Annotated in this window: 18 protein-coding genes; 13 read left to right on the top strand and 5 right to left on the bottom strand. The window is 56.4% G+C overall.

What is annotated here, in order from left to right; all coding sequences use genetic code 11:
* Positions 1-27 precede the first annotated feature (27 nt).
* Positions 28-2,286 (bottom strand): FAD-dependent oxidoreductase, encoded by a 2,259-nt coding sequence (locus AB4K05_RS06170; protein WP_368479100.1) that lies wholly within the window; start codon positions 2,284-2,286, stop codon positions 28-30.
* Between the two features lie 60 nt (positions 2,287-2,346).
* Here AB4K05_RS06170 and AB4K05_RS06165 point away from each other — a divergent pair, with 60 nt between their 5' ends.
* Positions 2,347-3,039: an IclR family transcriptional regulator gene (locus AB4K05_RS06165; protein ID WP_368479099.1), complete on the top strand. Its 693-nt coding sequence runs from the start codon at positions 2,347-2,349 to the stop codon at positions 3,037-3,039.
* Here the strand turns inward: AB4K05_RS06165 and AB4K05_RS06160 are convergent.
* Together AB4K05_RS06160 and hpaR are read right to left on the bottom strand one after the other, a co-directional pair.
* The gene (locus AB4K05_RS06160) at positions 3,011-4,342 is read right to left on the bottom strand and encodes an MFS transporter (protein WP_368479098.1); all 1,332 of its coding nucleotides are present in this window, start codon (positions 4,340-4,342) and stop codon (positions 3,011-3,013) included. The two genes, AB4K05_RS06165 and AB4K05_RS06160, sit on opposite strands and share 29 nt — an antisense overlap.
* Positions 4,343-4,589: 247 nt before the next feature.
* Positions 4,590-5,003: a homoprotocatechuate degradation operon regulator HpaR gene (hpaR, locus tag AB4K05_RS06155; RefSeq protein ID WP_368479097.1), complete on the bottom strand. Its 414-nt coding sequence runs from the start codon at positions 5,001-5,003 to the stop codon at positions 4,590-4,592.
* Between the two features lie 261 nt (positions 5,004-5,264).
* Here hpaR and hpaG point away from each other — a divergent pair, with 261 nt between their 5' ends.
* From hpaG to AB4K05_RS06105, 10 genes are all read left to right on the top strand, one after another.
* A complete protein-coding gene (gene hpaG / locus AB4K05_RS06150) occupies positions 5,265-6,539 on the top strand; it encodes a 4-hydroxyphenylacetate degradation bifunctional isomerase/decarboxylase (protein WP_368479096.1) in 1,275 nt (424 codons plus the stop codon).
* Complete coding sequence (hpaE, locus tag AB4K05_RS06145; RefSeq protein ID WP_368479095.1) at positions 6,539-8,005, top strand: 5-carboxymethyl-2-hydroxymuconate semialdehyde dehydrogenase; 1,467 nt, start codon at positions 6,539-6,541, stop codon at positions 8,003-8,005. The genes hpaG and hpaE overlap by 1 nt, the downstream gene beginning before the upstream one ends.
* A gap of 1 nt (position 8,006) precedes the next feature.
* Positions 8,007-8,858, top strand: a complete 852-nt coding sequence (hpaD, locus tag AB4K05_RS06140) for a 3,4-dihydroxyphenylacetate 2,3-dioxygenase (protein WP_368479094.1) — start codon at positions 8,007-8,009, stop codon at positions 8,856-8,858.
* A 9-nt stretch (positions 8,859-8,867) separates the two neighbouring features.
* Positions 8,868-9,248 (top strand): 5-carboxymethyl-2-hydroxymuconate Delta-isomerase, encoded by a 381-nt coding sequence (locus AB4K05_RS06135; protein ID WP_368479093.1) that lies wholly within the window; start codon positions 8,868-8,870, stop codon positions 9,246-9,248.
* Between the two features lie 104 nt (positions 9,249-9,352).
* Positions 9,353-10,156 (top strand): 2-oxo-hept-4-ene-1,7-dioate hydratase, encoded by an 804-nt coding sequence (gene hpaH, locus AB4K05_RS06130; RefSeq protein WP_368479092.1) that lies wholly within the window; start codon positions 9,353-9,355, stop codon positions 10,154-10,156.
* A 14-nt stretch (positions 10,157-10,170) separates the two neighbouring features.
* On the top strand, positions 10,171-10,962 hold the full coding sequence (gene hpaI, locus AB4K05_RS06125; RefSeq protein ID WP_368479176.1) for a 4-hydroxy-2-oxoheptanedioate aldolase: 792 nt from the start codon (positions 10,171-10,173) through the stop codon (positions 10,960-10,962).
* Positions 10,963-11,142: 180 nt separating this feature from the next.
* A complete protein-coding gene (gene hpaX / locus AB4K05_RS06120; protein ID WP_368479091.1) occupies positions 11,143-12,519 on the top strand; it encodes a 4-hydroxyphenylacetate permease in 1,377 nt (458 codons plus the stop codon).
* Between the two features lie 9 nt (positions 12,520-12,528).
* Entirely contained in the window at positions 12,529-13,419 is an 891-nt protein-coding gene (gene hpaA / locus AB4K05_RS06115) for a 4-hydroxyphenylacetate catabolism regulatory protein HpaA (protein WP_368479090.1), read from the top strand.
* 271 nt (positions 13,420-13,690) lie between these two features.
* On the top strand, positions 13,691-15,253 hold the full coding sequence (gene hpaB, locus AB4K05_RS06110) for a 4-hydroxyphenylacetate 3-monooxygenase, oxygenase component (RefSeq protein WP_368479089.1): 1,563 nt from the start codon (positions 13,691-13,693) through the stop codon (positions 15,251-15,253).
* Positions 15,254-15,272: 19 nt separating this feature from the next.
* The gene (locus tag AB4K05_RS06105) at positions 15,273-15,788 is read left to right on the top strand and encodes a 4-hydroxyphenylacetate 3-monooxygenase reductase subunit (protein ID WP_368479088.1); all 516 of its coding nucleotides are present in this window, start codon (positions 15,273-15,275) and stop codon (positions 15,786-15,788) included.
* A gap of 156 nt (positions 15,789-15,944) precedes the next feature.
* On the opposite strand, the gene AB4K05_RS06100 is transcribed toward AB4K05_RS06105, so the two are convergent.
* Positions 15,945-16,151 carry a hypothetical protein gene (locus AB4K05_RS06100; protein WP_368479087.1) on the bottom strand — a complete coding sequence of 69 codons (207 nt, stop codon included), beginning with the start codon at positions 16,149-16,151 and terminating at the stop codon, positions 15,945-15,947.
* A gap of 150 nt (positions 16,152-16,301) precedes the next feature.
* Here AB4K05_RS06100 and AB4K05_RS06095 point away from each other — a divergent pair, with 150 nt between their 5' ends.
* The gene (locus AB4K05_RS06095) at positions 16,302-17,600 is read left to right on the top strand and encodes a diguanylate cyclase (protein WP_368479086.1); all 1,299 of its coding nucleotides are present in this window, start codon (positions 16,302-16,304) and stop codon (positions 17,598-17,600) included.
* Here AB4K05_RS06095 and AB4K05_RS06090 read toward each other — a convergent pair whose 3' ends face one another.
* Entirely contained in the window at positions 17,601-18,809 is a 1,209-nt protein-coding gene (locus AB4K05_RS06090; RefSeq protein ID WP_368479085.1) for a multidrug effflux MFS transporter, read from the bottom strand.
* 188 nt (positions 18,810-18,997) lie between these two features.
* Between AB4K05_RS06090 and AB4K05_RS06085 the strand changes: the two genes are divergently transcribed.
* On the top strand, positions 18,998-20,119 hold the full coding sequence (locus AB4K05_RS06085; protein ID WP_368479084.1) for a cupin domain-containing protein: 1,122 nt from the start codon (positions 18,998-19,000) through the stop codon (positions 20,117-20,119).
* The last annotated feature ends 297 nt before the right edge of the window (positions 20,120-20,416 follow it).

The following is a 20,416-nucleotide window of genomic DNA, read 5'->3' as shown; positions in this document are numbered from 1 at the left end:
GTGGGGGAGAGGGCAGAGAAAAGTGTCTCAGGCAACGTTAAGCGAATACACCGCCGGGACGGCGCCCGCCGAGCGAACCAACTCAAGGGTGATGTGCGACACGGTGAGCGGTGTCGGTAGAATGTGCTGGCACACGGAATGGCGGTTGTCCTCCACCTCCGCAATCAGCGTGTCGTCAGCCCACAAACGATAGTGGGTGGCGCAGTGCGGCGTCACCCGCGCGGCATGGCCCATCTGTACGGTTTCCATCGCGTTATCAAAGTCATTATCCAGTATCAGCGTCAGCGACTGAACCGTCTGCGGCGTGTCCCACCGCCAGCTCAGGCGCGGCTTACGGTCATCCAGCGCCGGAGCCCAGCCGTTAATCTGCTGTTCCGGGCGCAGGTGGCCGTTAAGTAGATTGTCCACGTCATAGCAGTGCAGAGGCGTGCTGAACTGTACGGCAGGCATCACCTGGTGCGGGCGACGGCGCGGTACCCAGAAATCAAACTCCTCAGCGCCAAAGTCGCCATCGACGATCTGTCGTGGATGCTTCGCCACGCGGGCATTCTGGCTGTTGAATACCGTCATAATGCCTGGCAGCTGCAGGTCGGTGAGGGCGATCTCCACCTCGGCGTTGCTTTCAAAGGCAATAAACAGATAGCGATCGGCATCGCTTTGCCAATCAAACGCCACGCCATATTCTCCCGTCTCTTGGACCGTGAGCGTGCACTCATCCAGTTGCGTATCGGCGCAGTAATTGGCGGCTTTCTGGCTGCTTAATAGACTGATTTTGAGCGGTTGCGAGGTGGCCGAACGTAGGGTGAAACGCATCAGCGGCAGCGATTCTCCGGCCTTCACCGGCAGCAGCAGCGCCATGCGCTCGCCCAGCGTCATCCAGCGGCCGTTGGCCGGCAGCTCGCTCAGCTGTAATTCGCTGCTAGCCGTGACCTGCGCGCCTCGCGCCGGGTCTGTCAGACGCTGGCGCGGAATATAGCAGCCGACGTGCTGTAAATGCTGTTGCAGTTTGCCGATATGTTCGGCCTGTGCCAGCTGCGGAACACTGAGCTTATGCTGCTGGCACAGGGCGGCGGCGCGGCCAACGACTTCCCCCAGCAGGCCGCAGGTGCACATCACGCGGGCGCTGCCGAATGCCACGTGTGAGGCAGAAATCAAGCGCCCGGTGAGGAACAGGTTATCCAGCGAGCGGCTGTATAAGCTGCGGTAAGGGATGGTGTAGGTGCCTTTGCTGTGGAACTGACGGCAGCCGTCGTGGCGGCTGTAAACGCCGTCGGCGGGATGCAGATCAATGGACCAGCCGCCGTAACCCACGGCGTCGTAATGGTCGCGCTGCTCGATGATATCCTGCTGACACAGCAGATGATCGCCGATAAAGCGGCGGCTTTCGCGCTTGCCGGGAATGGTGCCAACCCATTCAATGGTCAGGTTGTCCGCGTCCGGGAATTCGCCCGAGTTTTTAATGTAGTTCCACACCCCCCAGACGATTTTCCACAGCTCCCACTTGATCTGCTCGCTGTCGTGAATGGTATCGAGGCGGCCGCCCCATTCCAGCCACCACAGGTCACAGCCGTTAAGGGTCGAGGTCAGGCGCTTATAGCGCGGGATGGCTTCAATATCCTGTAAGGCAAAAGAAGGCGGGACAAAGGTTACCGGTTCGCTGCCTTTACGGGTGTAGAAGTAGATAGAGTGGCCGAGCTTGTGACCAAAGTTATCGCCGGGAGCCATTTTCTCCCCCAGCTCTTCGGCGTCTTCGGCGCCGATACGGTATTCCGCGCCTGCCAGGTGGCCGAGTACGCCATCGCCGGTGGCATCGCAAAACTGAGCGGCTTGAATATGGTAGAAGGTTTCGTTAACGGCGTTAAATCCGGTCGCCTCGGTAATACGCAGGCCTTCGCGTTTAACCGCATAGAGCGCAGTATTGAGCAACACGGTGAGATTCTTTTCACGCTGCGCCAGATCCAGCAGCAGCAGGTCGAACATCATCGGGTTGCCTTCTTTGTTGCGCCACAGGTTTTCTTCGAGGATCTCGCCCATAATACCGCCTTCGCGGGACCAGCGGTTGTTGTTGCCCATGTGTGAGGTCGCGCCGTTGGCCCACAGGCGCACTTCGCTGGAGGCGTTACCGCCGAGTACCGGGCGATCCTGAACCAGCACAACCTGTAAACCGTCGCGCGCGGCGGCAAGCGCGGCGCACAGCCCGGCCAGGCCGCCGCCGGCGACCAGCAGGTCGGTGTGCAGGGTCTGATGGGGAAAATCGCGTTCCTGGGTTTGCTGAAAAATTTGCATAAATTGTAATTCCTGCCTTTCTGGCGATAAAATAATGGTCTTAAAAAATGGGAGCCTGCTATGTCGTCTCAACCTAATCAAAGCCTTATCGACGGCATTCGCTGCCTGCAGTACTTGGTATCCAGCGACAGAGCTATCGGCTGCCGCGAGCTGGCGCGCCTGATGGGCACTAACGCTACGCGCGTCAATCGCCTGCTGATGACCATGGCGGCGATTGGCCTGACCACTCAGGACGAGCAACGCCGCTACTTGCCTGGGCCGGGCATTCATGCCCTAGCGGCACAGGCGATCCGTGGCTCGACTTTGTTTTCAAAGGCGCTCCCGCTGCTGGAAGCCCACGCGCCAAAAGATATCGTGGTGGCGATGGGGGTCCTGTGGGAGGACCAGGTTATCTATATCTTCCACTCGCAGCCGGGCAGCCACATCAGCCAGGCGCTGGCGGGGTTTCATATGATGCCCGCCTGTCAGTCGGTCATCGGCATTGCGTTGCTGGCGGCGGAAGACGACACCGTGCTGGCCCAGCGCTTTAGCGTTGAAGAGATGGCGGCTATCGCCCCGTATCTTCAGCAACAGCGCGAGCGCGGGCAGGTGGTGTGGCCGCACGAGGACGGTGAGCTGTCTATCGCCCAGCCGATCCAGTTCGGCTCGCACAAGGCCGCGCTAGCCTTCGCCGGAATGTACGATTACACCCCGGAACAAACGGCCGCCCGCCAAGCGGCTCTGATCACGCTTTGCGACCTGCTGACGGCGTAGCTTTCTCGCCGTCTAAATCAATCTTCCCGACCACAAACAGGTAAGAACAGATCCCCAGACAGGCGAGGACGGCGATAAAGCCCAGCGCCGGGGCGAAGTTGTGGCCGTCAATCAGTGCGCCGATAGCAATAGGGACGACTATCGACGAGAGCGCGCCGGTAAAGTTAAACACGCCGCCTGCCAGGCCAATCAGATGGTGCGGGGCTAGGGCAGTAACGAATACCCAGGTAATGGTGGCGAGGCCGTTGCCAAAGAAGGCGATGGACATAAACAAGATGATCAGCGTCGGGCTGTCGGTGTAGTTAGCGCCGAGGATAAACAGCGTTAGCGCCATGCCGAGTACCACCGGCGCTTTGCGGGCGAAGCTGGCTGAAATGCCGCGACGGATCAAACGGTCAGAGACAAAACCGGCCAGCAGCACGCCGACGAAGGCCGCCAGATACGGGACGGAGGCCACATAGCCGGACTTGATGAAATCCATATGGCGATACTGCACCAGATAAGTCGGGAACCAGGTCAGGAAGAACCAGAAGGTGGCGGAGATGGTGAACTGGCCGAAATAGATGCCAATTAGCTTGCGGCTTTTGAACATCAGCCCCAGATCCTGCCAGCTGAAGGGTCGTTTGGCCGCACTCTCGCGGCTCTCCATCACCGCACCGCCCTGGCGCAGGTGATCCAGCTCGGCTTTGGAGACCGTTTTGTGATCCAGCGGATCGCGGTACAGGCAGTACCACAGCACACCCCAGAGCATTCCCGCCACCCCGGTTATCAGAAATAACCCGCGCCAGCCGAACAGATCCTGCACGTGAAACAGCACCGGCGTCATCAATGCCATGCCGACAAACTGCGCCGATGAATAGATGCCGATTGCCGTGGCGCGCTCCTGCTCCGGGAACCAGCTGGAGATCACGCGGTTATTTGAGGGCATCACCGGCGCTTCGAATGCGCCCACGCCCAGACGCAGGCCGACCAACGCGCCAAAGCTGCTGGCGACGGCGTGCAGCGCGGTGATAAGCGACCAGATAAAGAGGCCGACGCCGTACACTAGGCGGGAGCCGAGGCGGTCGATCAAAAAACCGCCGGGGATCTGCAGAGCTGCATAGATCCAGCCGAACGCTGAGAAAATTAACCCCATTTGCAGCGGCGTAAATTGCAGCTCGCCGGACATCTGGGTCGCCGCAACCGAGAGGTTGGTACGGTCCATGTAGTTGATAATGATATTAATAAACACCAGGCCTAGCACAAAGAAGCGTACCCGCCCGGTCGAACGGACGGCAGATCCTGTTATCGGTTGTTCTGACATAGAGGTGTTCTCATTGTTTTAAGGTTTTTAAGGGTACGAGACGTCATATCATTGCTGTTTGCGTTTCTTTTATAGAAACACTTAGCGAGATGCAAAGTGAGATGTGGAGAAGTGTGATCTCCCTTGGATTTGTATTGGCATAAAACCGGTTTCAGGCGTGAGGTGAGGTGATGGCGAAGCCCTCGGCGGGCAGGAAGCGAGGCAGGGGGAAAAAGCCTGAATCAGGGCTGAAACAGGCGGCTCGGGGCTATTTCTTCAGGTCAATAAATTCATGCAGCAGCGCTGTGAGCTGCTGCATTTTTTCGGGAGTAAACCGCTGTTCAATAAGCTGATAGGCCTCTTCGACTTTCGCCTGCGCCCGTTCATACAAGGCATATCCCTCTTTGGTGAGCGACACGTACAGCTTGCGCTGATCGTTAACCGGCTTTAAGCGCAGCACCAAGCCATCGCGCTCCATTCGGGTCAAAATCCCCGTCAGGCTGGGACGCAAAATACAGGTGGCAGCCGCCAGATCGTGAAAGTCCATTGACGGATTTTCGACCAAAACCCGAACAATTCGCCACTGCTGCTCCGTCAGGTTGTGCTGCTTCACAATTGGGCGGAAGTAGGTCATCGCCACCTCGCGCGCCTGCATCAACGCGATGGTTAAAGAATCATGCATTATGCCCCCGAATACCTCTCATTATTAATATGTGAACAATATAGTAATGTTGCTTTTATCAACAGCTTATTTTGTTGATAACCAGCGTTCTATTCACGTGTTTTTTATTAACATACTGATATTAAATGATTAAAAATCATAAATGTAAAATTATTGTTATTTTGATCACAAATAATTGACTTGTGTTTGCTAAATGAACAGCCGAGGCATAAAACAGATCGTTAATATATTAATGAAATGGTTTTTGCTAAGGAGCTGTTGATGAAAGGTACCGTTTTCGCCGTAGCGCTTAACCACCGTAGCCAGCTTGATGCTTGGCGCGAGGCGTTTGAAAAAGCCCCCTACAAAACGCCGCCAAAAACGGCGGTGTGGTTTATCAAACCGCATAACACCGTGATTGGCGGCGGCGAGCCGATTCCCTTGCCGCGAGAGGAAACGGTATACAGCGGCGCGACCGTTGCGCTGGTGGTCGGGAAAACGGCGCGCAAAGTGTCGGTTGAAGACGCAGGGCTTTATATTGCCGGCTACGCGTTGGCCAATGAGGTGAGCTTGGCGGAGGAGAGTTTTTACCGCCCGGCTATCAAAGCGAAATGCCGCGACGGTTTTTGCCCTCTGGGGGAAACCGTCAGCATCGATAGCGTCGATAATCTGACGATTACGACTGAAATCAACGGCCACCGGGTGGACCAATGGCATACCGCTGACCTCCAGCGTAGCGCCGCCGAACTGCTGAGCGCGCTTAGCGAGTTCGCCACCTTAAATCCTGGCGATGTCATTTTGTTGGGCACTCCGCAGGCGCGTGTCGCGCTGCATCCTGGCGACCGCGTGCGTATTTTGGCGGAGGGTTTCCCGGCGCTGGAAAACCCGACGATGGTTGACCAAAACGTACCCGCCGCAGCGAACCCGCAGCGCCACGGCACGCTATTTGCCCTCGGCCTGAACTATGCCGATCACGCCAGCGAACTCGACTTCAAGCCGCCGGAAGAACCCTTAGTATTTATCAAAGCGCCCAACACCATCACTGGCGACGGGCAAACCTCGGTGCGTCCTCGTCACGTCGAATATATGCACTACGAAGCGGAACTGGTGGTGGTTATCGGTAAAACCGCGCGCAAGGTGAGCGAAGCTGATGCGATGGACTATGTGGCGGGCTACACCGTGTGTAACGACTACGCCATCCGCGACTACCTGGAAAACTACTACCGGCCGAATCTGCGGGTGAAAAGCCGCGACGGGCTGACCCCAATTTCCCCAGACGTAGTGCCTAAAGCAGCGATCCCCGATCCACATAATTTGTCGCTGCGCACGTGGGTTAACGGCGAACTGCGCCAGCAGGGCACCACCGCCGATCTGATTTTCAGCATCCCCTTTTTAATTGCTTACCTGAGTGAATTTATGACGCTCCAGCCTGGCGACATGATTGCTACCGGCACGCCGAAAGGACTGTCGGACGTCGTGCCGGGCGATGAAGTGGTGGTGGAAGTGGAGGGCGTCGGTCGCTTGGTAAACCGGATTGTGAGTGAGGAAGAAGCGTAATGAAAAAGATTAACCATTGGATCAACGGCAAAAACGTTGCCGGTAATGATTACTTCCAGACGACCAACCCTGCCACCGGTGAAGTGCTGGCGGAAGTGGCTTCCGGCGGGGAAGCGGAAGTGAATCAGGCCGTTGCTGCGGCCAAAGAGGCGTTCCCGAAATGGGCCAATCTGCCGATGAAAGAGCGCGCACGCCTGATGCGCCGTCTGGGCGATTTGATTGACCAGAACGTGCCGGAAATTGCGGCAATGGAAACCGCCGATACCGGCCTGCCTATCCACCAGACTAAAAACGTGCTGATCCCACGTGCGTCCCATAACTTCGAGTTCTTTGCCGAAGTGTGCCAGCAGATGAACGGCAAAACCTACCCGGTTGACGACAAGATGCTCAACTACACGCTGGTGCAGCCGGTCGGCGTTTGCGCGCTGGTTTCGCCGTGGAACGTGCCGTTTATGACCGCCACGTGGAAGGTTGCGCCGTGCCTGGCGCTTGGCAATACGGCGGTACTGAAGATGTCTGAACTGTCGCCGCTGACCGCCGACCGTCTGGGCGAACTGGCGCTGGAAGCGGGCATTCCGGCTGGGGTGTTGAACGTGGTACAGGGCTACGGAGCAAGCGCGGGCGATGCGCTGGTGCGTCATCATGACGTGCGCGCCGTATCGTTTACCGGTGGCACCGCCACCGGACGCAACATCATGAAAAACGCCGGGTTGAAGAAGTATTCCATGGAGCTGGGCGGTAAATCGCCGGTGCTGATTTTTGAAGATGCCGATATTGAACGCGCGCTGGACGCAGCGCTGTTCACCATCTTCTCCATCAACGGCGAACGCTGCACCGCTGGCTCGCGCATCTTTATTCAGCAGAGCATATACCCGGAATTCGTCAAACGCTTCGCCGAGCGCGCGAATCGCCTGCGCGTTGGAGACCCGACCGACCCGAATACCCAAGTGGGGGCGTTGATTAGCCAGCAGCACTGGGAAAAAGTCTCCGGCTACATTCGTTTAGGCATTGAAGAAGGGGCGACTCTGCTGGCAGGCGGCGCGGAAAAACCAACGGATTTACCCGCACATCTCAAGCACGGCAACTTCCTGCGCCCAACGGTGTTGGCGGATGTCGATAACCGTATGCGCATCGCGCAGGAAGAGATTTTTGGCCCGGTGGCCTGCCTGTTGCCATTTAAAGATGAAGCCGAAGGGCTGCGTCTGGCCAACGATATTGAATACGGCCTAGCGTCTTACATCTGGACTCAGGACATCAGCAAAGTGCTGCGCCTGGCGCGCGGCATTGAGGCCGGCATGGTGTTCGTCAACACCCAGAACGTGCGCGACCTCCGTCAGCCATTCGGCGGCGTGAAGGCCTCCGGCACCGGACGTGAAGGCGGCGAATACAGCTTTGAGGTGTTCGCGGAAATGAAGAACGTCTGTATTTCTATGGGCGACCATCCGATCCCGAAATGGGGAGTGTGATATGGGCAAGTTAGCGTTAGCGGCAAAAATCACCCACGTACCGTCAATGTATCTCTCAGAAATCCCTGGGAAAAACTTTGGTTGCCGCCAGGCGGCGATTGACGGGCATCTTGAAATTGGCAAGCGCTGCCGTGAAATGGGCGTCGATACCATTATCGTCTTCGACACCCACTGGCTGGTCAACAGCGCCTATCACATCAACTGTGCGGCGAGCTTCAAGGGGATCTACACCAGCAACGAGCTGCCGCACTTTATTCGTGACATGACCTACGACTACGACGGCAACCCGGAACTGGGGCAGCTCATTGCCGATGAAGCGGTGAAGCTGGGCGTGCGCGCCAAAGCGCACAACATCCCGAGCCTGAAGCTGGAGTACGGCACGCTCGTTCCAATGCGCTATATGAACGCCGACAAGCACTTCAAAGTGGTGTCGATCTCCGCGTTTTGCACCGTGCACGACTTTGCCGATAGCCGCCGTCTGGGCGAAGCCATTCTTAAGGCCATTGCGCAGTACGACGGCACCGTGGCGGTATTCGCCAGCGGCTCGTTGTCGCACCGCTTTATTGACGATCAGCGCGCTGAAGAAGGGATGAACAGTTACACCCGCGAGTTCGATCATCAGATGGATGAGCGCGTGGTCAAGCTGTGGCGCGAAGGCAAGTTCAAGGAGTTTTGCACCATGCTGCCGGAGTACGCGGACTACTGCTACGGCGAAGGCAATATGCACGACACCGTCATGCTGCTGGGGATGCTGGGCTGGGACAAATACGACGGCAAGGTGGAGTTCGTCACCGACCTGTTCGCCAGCTCCGGCACCGGGCAGGTGAACGCCATTTTCCCGCTGCCCGCATAAGGAATGCCCATGCCGCACTTTATCGTTGAATGTTCAGACAATATCCGCGATCAGGCCGACCTGGCTGGCCTGTTCGCCCTCGTTAATCCGGCGCTGGCCGGGACGGGGATTTTTCCGCTCGCCGGTATCCGCAGTCGCGTGCATTGGATAGATACCTGGCAAATGGCCGATGGGCAACGCGACTACGCATTTGTGCACATGACGTTAAAAATCGGCGCGGGACGCAGCTTGGAAAGCCGTCAGCAGGTAGGGGAAATGCTGTTTGCGCTAATCAAAACCCATTTCGCCACCCTGATGGACAGCCGCCTGTTGGCGCTCTCTTTTGAAATAGAAGAGCTGCATCCGACGCTGAATTACAAACAAAACAACGTGCACGCGCTCTTTAAGTAATGTGCAAATTGCCCGGTGGCACTGCGCTTACCGGGCCTGCAAACCCACGTAGGCCGGATAAGGCAAAGCCGCCATCCGGCAATGCAATGTCACAGGATATCGCCATGCTCGACAAACAAACCCACACCCTGATAGCCCAACGGCTGGACCAGGCAGAAAAACAGCGCGAGCAGATCCGTGCCGTATCGCTGGACTACCCGACCATCACTATCGAAGACGCCTACGCCGTTCAGCGCGAATGGGTGGCGATGAAGATAGCTGAAGGGCGCACGCTCAAGGGGCACAAAATCGGCCTGACCTCCAAGGCGATGCAGGCCAGCTCGCAGATTAGTGAACCGGACTACGGCGCGCTGCTGGACGACATGTTTTTCCATGACGGCAGCGATATCCCGACCGACCGTTTTATCGTGCCGCGCATTGAAGTTGAGCTGGCGTTCGTGCTGGCGAAGCCGCTGCGTGGCCCAAACTGTACGCTGTTCGATGTTTACAACGCCACCGACTACGTGATCCCAGCGCTGGAGTTGATTGACGCCCGCAGCCACAACGTTGACCCGGAAACCCAGCGTCCGCGCAAGGTGTTCGACACCATCTCGGATAACGCCGCCAACGCCGGGGTGATCCTCGGCGGTCGGCCAATTAAGCCTGATGCGCTGGATTTACGCTGGATCTCCGCGCTGCTCTACCGCAATGGCGTGATTGAGGAAACCGGCGTGGCGGCTGGCGTGCTTAACCATCCGGCCAACGGCGTGGCGTGGCTGGCGAACAAGCTGGCGCCGTACGACGTCCAGTTGGAAGCCGGGCAGATTATTCTCGGCGGATCGTTCACCCGTCCGGTGCCGGCACGCAAAGGGGACACCTTCCATGTTGATTACGGCAACATGGGTTCGATCAGTTGCCGCTTTGTATAAGGGATAACGCGATGATTAAGAACGATTTTAAAGAGGCACTTTGTGCCGGACGCCCACAGATTGGCCTGTGGCTTGGGCTGTCCAGCAGCTATAGCGCCGAGCTGTTAGCCGGGGCGGGTTTCGACTGGCTGCTGATTGATGGCGAACATGCGCCAAACAACGTGCAGACCGTTTTGACTCAGCTACAGGCGATTGCGCCGTATCCGAGCCAGCCGGTGGTGCGCCCTTCGTGGAATGACGCGGTGCAGATTAAGCAACTGCTCGATGTCGGCACGCAAAATCTGCTGGTGCCGATGGTGCAAAATGCCGACGAAGCACGCGCCGCCGTGGCCGCTACCCGCTATCCACCGCAGGGCATTCGCGGGGTAGGCAGCGCGCTGGCACGGGCGTCTCGTTGGAATCGAATCCCCGATTATCTCCAGCAGGCGAACGCGGCGATGTGCGTGCTGGTGCAGATTGAAACCCGTGAAGCGATGAGCAATCTGGCACAAATCCTTGATGTAGAAGGCGTTGACGGCGTGTTTATCGGCCCGGCAGATCTCAGCGCCGACATGGGGTATGCGGGCAATCCTCAACACCCAGAAGTGCAGGCGGCCATTGAGAAAGCGATCGTACAGATCCGTGCGGCGGGCAAAGCGCCGGGGATCCTGATGGCGAACGAACAGCTAGCGAAGCGCTATTTGGAGCTGGGGGCGCTGTTTGTTGCCGTCGGCGTGGATACCACGTTGTTGGCACGGGGCGCGGAGGCGCTGGCGGCCAGATTTGGCGCCCAACAAACCTCACTCGGTTCGTCCGGCGTCTATTAATGCCGGATGGCGCTGCGCTTATCCGGCCTACACGGATATCGACGCCGGGCAAAACGAGGCACCAACCGTAGGCCCGGTAAGTGCAGCGCCACCGGGCAAAACGTGGCTCCAACTGTAGGCCCGGTAAGCGCAGCGCCACCGGGCAAAACCCTACGCAAATTCCCATCAGAGGAAAGGACAATGAGCGACACATCATCTGCTATACCGGAACAACGTAATCCCGCCGAACAGCATAAACAGCTCACTGCGGGCCAGCAGTCGGTTATCAACAAGCTGTTTCGCCGCTTGGTTGTGTTTTTGTTCGTGCTGTTTATCTTCTCTTTTTTGGACCGCATTAATATCGGCTTTGCCGGGCTGACGATGGGGGCGGATTTGGGCCTCAACGCCACCATGTTTGGCCTCGCGACAACGCTTTTTTACGCCACCTACGTGATCTTTGGTATTCCCAGCAACGTGATGCTCAGCATCGTCGGTGCGCGGCGCTGGATAGCCACCATTATGGTGCTGTGGGGCATCGCCTCTACCGCCACGATGTTCGCCGTCGGGCCAAAAAGCCTGTACGTGCTGCGCATGCTGGTGGGGATCACCGAAGCCGGATTCCTTCCCGGCATTCTGGTGTATTTAACCTACTGGTTCCCGGCATTCTTCCGCGCTCGCGCAAACGCGCTGTTTATGATTGCCATGCCGGTCACCACCGCGCTGGGTTCCATCGTTTCTGGTTATATTCTGTCGATGGACGGCATGTTGAACCTGCGCGGCTGGCAGTGGCTGTTCCTGCTGGAAGGGTTCCCGGCGGTGCTACTGGGCGTGATGGTTTGGTACTGGCTGGACGACTCCCCGGCGAAAGCCAAATGGCTGACCGCAGAAGACAAAAAATGTCTGCAGGAGATGATGGACAACGACAATCTGAAACTGGTGCAGCCAGACGGTGCCATCAGCCACCGCGCGATGCAGCAGCGCAGCCTGTGGCGAGAGATCTTCACGCCGATTGTTTTGATGTACACGTTGGCCTATTTCTGCCTGACAAACACGCTCAGCGCCATCAGCATCTGGACGCCGCAGATCCTCAAAAGCTTCAACGAAGGCAGCAGCAACATCACCATCGGCCTGCTGGCGGCGATACCGCAGGTTTGTACCATTCTCGGCATGATCTACTGGAGTCGCCACTCTGATAAACATCAGGAGCGCAAACACCACACCGCGCTGCCGTTCCTGTTTGCCGCCGCCGGTTGGCTGCTGGCTTCAGCCACCGATCACAGCCTGATCCAACTGTTGGGGATCGTGATGGCTTCCACCGGTTCCTTCAGCGCGATGGCGATCTTCTGGACCACGCCGGATCAATCAATCAGTCTGCGCGCTCGTGCCATCGGCATTGCGGTGATCAACGCCACCGGTAATATCGGCTCGGCGCTCAGTCCGTTTATGATCGGCTGGCTCAAAGATGTCACCGGCAGCTTTAACAGTGGCCTGTGGTTTGTGGCCGCGCTGCTGGTGGTGGGCGCGGTGATTATCTGGTTGATCCCGATGACATCGTCGCGTCCACGGGCGACGCCTTAGGGAGCCGCTATGTGCCAGCAGACGATTTCCAATATCGATATCAGCACCGAATATGAAGAGAGCCTTGGTAGCAAAGACGTGCATTATCAGTCGTTTGCCAGGATGGCGGAATTTTTTGGCCGCGATATGCAGGCGCATCGCCATGACCAGTTTTTCCAGATGCACTTTCTCGATACCGGGCAAATTGAGCTACAGCTCGACGATCATCGCTATTCCGTACAGGCACCGCTGTTTGTGCTGACGCCCCCGTCGGTGCCACACGCCTTTATCACCGAATCGGACAGCGATGGGCATGTGTTGACGGTTAGGGAAGATCTTATCTGGCCGCTGCTGGACGTGCTGTATCCCGGCACCCGCGAGGCGTTTGGTCTGCCGGGAATGTGCCTGTCGCTGGCCGATAAACCGGATGAGCTGACGGCGCTGGCACATTATTGGCGACTGATTCAGCGGGAGTCTACTTCACAGCTGGCGGGGCGCGAGCACACGCTGGTGCTGCTGGCGCAGGCGGTGTTCACGCTGCTGCTGCGCAACGCGCCGCTGGACGACCATGCGGCAAGCGGCGTGCGCGGTGAGCTGAAGTTGTTCCAGCGTTTTAACCAGATGATCGACAACAACTATCATCGCCACTGGACGGTGCCGGACTACGCGGGCGAGCTGCATCTGACGGAATCGCGCCTGACCGATATCTGCCGCCGCTTTGCTAACCGACCCCCAAAGCGGCTGATTTTTGACCGTCAGCTGCGGGAAGCCAAAAGGCTGCTGCTGTTTTCCGATAGCGCGGTCAGTGAGATTGCTTGGCAGCTTGGGTTCAAAGATCCGGCTTATTTTGCCCGCTTTTTTAATCGCTTAGTGGGATGCTCGCCGAGCGTGTTTCGTGCGCATAAAGTACCGGTGTCGTAGGTCCCCCTCACCCTAACCCTCTCCCCACAGGGGAGAGGGGACTGTCCTGCGCCGTCTGCTTTTCTCCCTCGCTCCTTTGGGAGAGGGCCGGGGAGAGGGAAAACCACGCACCAAACCCTACCCAGATCACAGAACCCAACCTCGCCTGAAAAGTACCTGCCGTTGTCGCAAACGTCCCTTCACGAACATCCGCTCAGACGCTTCAATTGAGATACAAAAACAAAACATAAATTTAACAAATTCAAATCCGATGAATACTGGAGAGAACCTCATGAAACCTGAAGATTTCCGCGCAGACACCAAGCGTCCGTTAACCGGCGAAGAGTACCTGAAAAGCCTGCAGGATGGCCGTGAGATTTACATCTACGGCGAGCGCGTCAAAGATGTCACCACGCATCCGGCGTTCCGTAACGCGGCGGCCTCCGTTGGCCAGCTGTACGATGCGCTGCACAAACCAGACATGCAGGACAAACTGTGCTGGAACACCGATACCGGCAGCGGCGGTTACACCCACAAGTTCTTCCGCGTGGCGAAAAGCGCCGACGATCTGCGCCAGCAGCGCGACGCCATCGCCGAGTGGTCGCGCCTTTCCTACGGTTGGATGGGGCGCACGCCGGACTATAAGGCCGCTTTCGGCAGCGCGCTGGGCGCAAACCCAGCGTTCTATGGCCAGTTTGAGCAGAACGCCCGCCATTGGTACTCGCGTATTCAAGAAACCGGCCTGTACTTTAACCATGCCATCGTCAACCCGCCGATTGACCGTCACAAACCTGCCGATGAAGTGAAAGATGTTTACATCAAGCTGGAAAAAGAGACCGACGCCGGAATCATCGTCAGCGGTGCCAAAGTGGTGGCGACCAACTCGGCGCTGACCCACTACAACATGATTGGCTTTGGCTCCGCGCAGGTGATGGGTGAAAACCCGGACTTTGCGCTGATGTTTGTTGCGCCGATGGATGCCGAAGGCGTGAAGCTTATCTCCCGCGCGTCTTATGAACTGGTGGCCGGTGCAACCGGATCGCCGTACGACTATCCGCTCTCCAGCCGCTTCGATGAAAACGACGCGATCCTGGTGATGGATAAAGTGCTGATCCCATGGGAAAACGTGCTGATCTACCGTGACTTCGACCGTTGCCGTCGCTGGACTATGGAAGGCGGTTTCGCCCGTATGTACCCCTTACAGGCATGTGTCCGTTTGGCGGTGAAGCTCGACTTTATTACCGGCCTGTTGAAGAAATCGCTGGAATGTACCGGTACTTCCGAATTCCGTGGCGTGCAGGCCGATCTCGGCGAAGTGGTCGCTTGGCGTAACATGTTCTGGGCGCTCAGCGACTCCATGTGCTCAGAAGCCACGCCGTGGGTTAACGGCGCTTATCTGCCGGATCACGCTGCACTGCAAACCTATCGCGTGATGGCGCCGATGGCCTACGCCAAGATCAAAAACATTATCGAACGTAACGTCACGAGCGGCCTGATCTACCTGCCGTCGAGTGCGCGCGATCTTAATAATCCGCAGATCGACAAGTACTTGGCGAAGTACGTGCGCGGCTCCAACGGGATGGATCACGTGGAACGTATCAAGATCCTGAAACTGATGTGGGATGCCATCGGCAGCGAGTTCGGTGGCCGTCATGAGCTGTATGAAATTAACTATTCCGGCAGCCAGGATGAAATTCGCCTGCAGTGTCTGCGTCAGGCGCAGACCTCCGGCAATATGGATAAAATGATGGCGATGGTCGACCGCTGCCTGTCTGAATACGACCAGAACGGCTGGACGGTGCCGCACCTGCACAACAACGCTGATATTAATCTGCTGGATAAGCTGCTGAAGTAATTCGCAGCGGGAGGTCACAATGCAATTAGATGAACAACGTCTGCGTTTTCGCGATGCGATGGCTAGCCTGTCGGCAGCGGTTAATGTCGTCACCACCGAGGGTGAAGCTGGGCGCTGCGGCATTACCGCCACAGCCGTCTGCTCGGTTACCGATTCTCCGCCGTCGGTGATGGTGTGCATCAATGCCAATAGCGCCATGAACCCGGTTTTTCAGGGCAACGGCAAGCTGTGCATTAATGTGCTCAACCACGACCAGGAAATCATGGCCCGCCATTTCGCCGGGATGACCGGCATGGACATGGATGCGCGCTTTAGTCTGAACGGCTGGCAGCGTGGCGCACTCGCTCAGCCAGTGCTGCAGGGGGCACTGGCAAGCCTAGAAGGCGAAATTCGTCAGGTGCAGACTATCGGCAGCCATCTGGTTTATCTGGTGGAGGTCCACAATATCGTGCTGGGAGAAGAAGAGGGACACGGGCTCATTTATTTTAAACGCCGTTTTCACCCGGTGATGATGGAAGCGGTGGCGCTGGCCTAAGTGCTAAAAAATAATCCCGACGGGTGGCGAAGTTGGCCGCCCGTTTTTTTGTTGGCTAGTTAGTAAATATTATAAATTCATGACGATGTGATTAGGGCTAATATTATATTCGGAGCTGTTTTATATTTAATGAAAACAAGCGTGTTGTTATTTTTTTTACTGTTTTTTTAATGTGGAAAGCGCTTCAATAATCATCTCTTCAGCCTTCGCTTTGGCAAATTTAATCAGTTCTGCTTTACTAAAAGCCACGCCACAGGCTGAACAAGCTAGTGGAAACGTCTGCTGTGAGTTTTTAATTGTTTCAATATTTGAGATTTCGGTAATCCCTTTGCATTTAGGACATAAATACTTAATTGAAATCACAGCTAGGTCTCCTATATTTTGTTATAAAATATCCTAGCAGCACGAAAGGTTAAAGCGATCGTGATGGGAAAATAACAGGTCATTATATCTTGGTTGACCTTGTGGTTAATTATTGACCACGGATGAGTGAATGGAGGAGGACGGACGGCAATGGATAAGCAGCTCGTACAAGGGAACTGTGGCAATTCAAAAAGACTCGCTGAGCTTTTGCATCACAATACAGATTGGGTGTGGGAAATTGATATCACGGGCCGCTATGTCTGGGTATCCGACGTGATTAAAAACCAGCTTGGCTATACGCCTGAAGAGATGCTGGGCCGTACGCCGTTTGATTTTATGGTGTCCGGCGAGGCTGAACGGCTAAAGAAAACTTTTGCCGATGCACTGGCTGGACAAAAACCATTATCGGGGATGATCAACCGTAATCGGCGTGCTGACGGTAGCGTGGTGGTCATTGAAACCAGCGCAATTCCTCTGTTTGATGCCAGCGGTAAGCTGTACGGCTATCGCGGCATCGACCGTGATATCACCCAGCTCGACGAGCGGGTGCTGCAGCTTGAATCTATCTACCAGAATACGCCGCTCGCGCTGTGCGTTATCAACCGCAGAGGGCAACTGACCAAAGCCAACAAAGCGATGGGCTTGCTGCTGGGGGAGCCGGAAGAGACGCTGGTGGGCAGATGTCTCAAAGAAATTATGCCGGAATGGCACCTGCTCTTTCAGCAGGATTTTCTGCGTATTGATGGCGGCGAGGAGTTGACCAGCAAAGAGCTGTTTCTCTACGGACGTTACTTTTATGTCAAACCGTTGCCGGTATACGACGCGGGCGGGAATGCGGCGGGGATCTCTGCTGCGTGGATGGACATCACCGACCGTAAGCTTGCGGAACAGCAGCTTGCCAGCGCCAATAAAACCCTGCTGCGTTACGCCGAACGTGACCATCTGACCGGGCTTTTTAACCGTCGCTATATGGATGACCGACTGGGCTATGAAATCTCTTGCGCCCAGCGGGAAGGGGCATCGCTGTCGCTATGCATGGCCGATATCGATTTCTTCAAACTTTACAATGACACCTATGGTCACCAAGCCGGGGACCACGTGCTGCGAGCGGTTGCCGAAGCCCTGAAGGGCGCTCTGCGTCCGGGCGACTGTGTTAGTCGCTACGGCGGCGAGGAGTTTTTGATTATGCTGCCTAATACCGATGCGAAAGGGGCGATGGCAGTAGCGGAACGGCTGCGCGAACGGGTGATGGCGCTGGGCATTGAGCATAAAACCAGCGCTATCGGTGGCGTGCTGACCATCAGTCTAGGTGCCATGACCTGGGATTCACCGCGGTTTGTTTGTAGCATTCAAAGCATCGCTGATATTAGCGCCGATCTTATCAGCAGCAGCGATACGGCGCTGTATCAGGCGAAGCAACAGGGGAGAAACCGGGTGGTAAGCGCCTAATTATGTCGCAGCCTTGATGCGCGTCGTTAGGGCGATGGCGGTACTGGCGCAGGTAAATAGCGCCATCACCCATGACATCGTCCACGGCGTGCCATCGCTGAGCATCGCCAGCATCAATGACGAAATAATGCCGCTGCCGTACTGCAATGCACCGATTAACGCCGATGCGGAGCCCGCCACGTTTGGCGCGGCATCCAGCGCCGCGGCCGTTGAGGTGGCGGCAATGATGCCGTTCATCGAGAACAGAATAAACACCGCCGCGACAATCAGCACCAGCCCGCCGACCTGAAACCACGCCCCGGCCGCCAGCACCAGCGCGGCTGCGCCCGCGATGCTAGTCGCCACTTTCAGCAACGTTTCCAACGCATAGTGTTGCACAATGCGGCGATTCACCATGCTCATCGTCATCACGCCGACGATGTTGAGCGCAAACAGCCAGCCGTAGTGCTGCGCTTCCACGCCAAAGTAGCTGATATAGATAAACGGCGAACCGGTAATAAAAGCGTAAATCGCCACGTAATAGAACGTCAGGCACAACGTGTAGCGCATAAAGGCGGCGTTGGTCAGCAGCAGACCGTAATTCTTAAATACCCCGCCCAGCGATGCTTTCTCGCGTTTTTCCAGCGGCAGGGTTTCCGGCAGCCAGAACAGCGCGATAAACATCAATATGCCGATAACGGCCAGCAGCCAGAAAATCAGGTGCCAAGTGGCGAACACAATGATTTGTCCACCGATAAGTGGCCCGGCAATCGGCGCAATCGCCATCATCAGAATCAGCGTGGAGAGCATCTGTGCCGCGCGGGTGCGGCTGAACAGGTCGCGGATCATCGCACGAGCCAGCATTGGGCCGGTACAGGCGCCGAGTGCTTGAAATACGCGCCAGAAGACAATCTGACCAATGCTGGTGGAGAGCGCACAGCCGACCGAGCCAATAATAAATAGCCCAATGCCAATAAACAGCGGTAGGCGACGGCCCAGCCTGTCGCTTAGCGGGCCCCAGACAAGCTGCGCGATGCAAAAGCCAATTAAAAAACCGGTAATAGTCAGCTCGACGTCACCGTTTAAATCGCGCGCCATGGCGGGCATTGCAGGCAAATAAATATCGGTTGAAAGTGAAGTGAAGGCCATTAAGGCGCTCAGTATAACGACAAAGAGCAAACCGTGGGGATTGCTGTGGGCGGGCGTCGCGCCCACCGATAGGTGAGTCATAGTTTTCCGTCAGGGCAGTGTTGATGGCCGACAGGATAGCGTGATTGTGTGACGGGAATAATCAGGTCAAACCGGATGCCGCTATGAATGTGATTCATGAGTAAGCATCGGTAATTGATTCATCACAAGGCGCGGCGCTTGGTGCCCTCTTTATAATCGAGCCTATTTCTTCACACACGGTATGAAACATGGCTTATCAACTGAACCTCAACTGGCCGGAATTTTTAGAAAAATACTGGCAAAAGAAGCCGGTGGTATTAAAGAACGCGTTCCCGAACTTTATTGACCCGATTACGCCGGATGAGCTGGCCGGCTTGGCGATGGAGATGGAAGTCGATAGCCGTCTGGTGAGCCACGTCGATGGCGTTTGGTCCGCTAGCAACGGGCCGTTTGAAAGCTTTGACCACCTGGGAGAGAACAATTGGTCGCTGCTGGCTCAGGCGGTGAACCACTGGCATGAACCGTCCGCTGAACTGGTGCGACCGTTTCGCGTATTGCCGGACTGGCGTCTGGACGATCTGATGATCTCCTTCTCTGTGCCGGGCGGCGGCGTTGGCCCGCATATTGATCCGTACGATGTGTTTATTATCCAAGGCATGGGTCGTCGCCGCTGGCGAGTTGGTGACGCGCTGCCGTTAAAGCAGTTCTGTCCGCATCCGGCGCTGCTGCACGTTGAGCCATTTACGCCGATTATCGATGTGGAAATGGAGCCGGGCGATATTCTCTATATTCCGCCAGGATTCCCGCATGACGGTTTCACCTATGAAGCAACGCTCAACTACTCCGTTGGCTTCCGTGGGCCGAACGGACGTGAGCTAATCAGCAGCTTCGCCGACTATGTGTTGGAAAACGATCTCGGTGAGAAGTACTACACCGATCCGGATTTGACCTGCCGTGAACATCCGGGGAAAGTTGAAGAGCATGAGCTGGAACGCCTGCGTATGCTGATGATCGACATGATCCGCCAGCCGAATGATTTTAAGCAGTGGTTCGGCAGCTTTGTCTCCACGCCGCGTCATGAGCTGGATATTGCGCCAGCAGAGCCGCCGTTTACGCCAGAAGAAGTGGCCACGGCGCTGGAAGATGGCGAGATTCTGCGTCGCCTTAACGGGCTGCGGGTGATTAATGTCGGCGGCAGCTTCTTTATCAACAGCGAGCGTCTGGAAAGCTGCGCACCGCAGGCGGCAGATGCATTGAGCCGTTATACCGAGCTGGATAAAACGCATTTTGGCGACGCGCTGCAAAACCCGGCGTTTATTGTTGAACTGACGGATCTGATTAATCAGGGATATTGGTTCTTCGACGAGTAGTTTGTTGCGACGGTGAGGGTAAAACCCTCACCGCTTTTCCCCCTCTCCCTGGAAGGGCGAGGGGGAAAAGCGGTGTTGTTCTTCCTAACCGCGCCAATCTTTCCTCTCTTCTAGAAGGGAGAGGGGAAAACTGGTGATGTTCCTACCAACCGCGCCAATCTGTACCCTCTCCCCTTTTGGGGAGAGGGTTAGGGTGAGGGGCCTTCGCGCTCATCCCCCATTTCTCGTATCCCCCTGCACTTTGCAATCTATTAACAATCGTTGTATAACTTCCTTCTTATTTGGATGTTTAGATGT

Origin of the sequence: Kluyvera sp. STS39-E (assembly GCF_040932435.1) — a bacterium.
Taxonomy (GTDB): Bacteria; Pseudomonadota; Gammaproteobacteria; order Enterobacterales; family Enterobacteriaceae; genus Kluyvera.
Note: the sequence above shows the minus strand (reverse complement) of the source record. Positions and strands in the feature narration are given on the sequence as shown.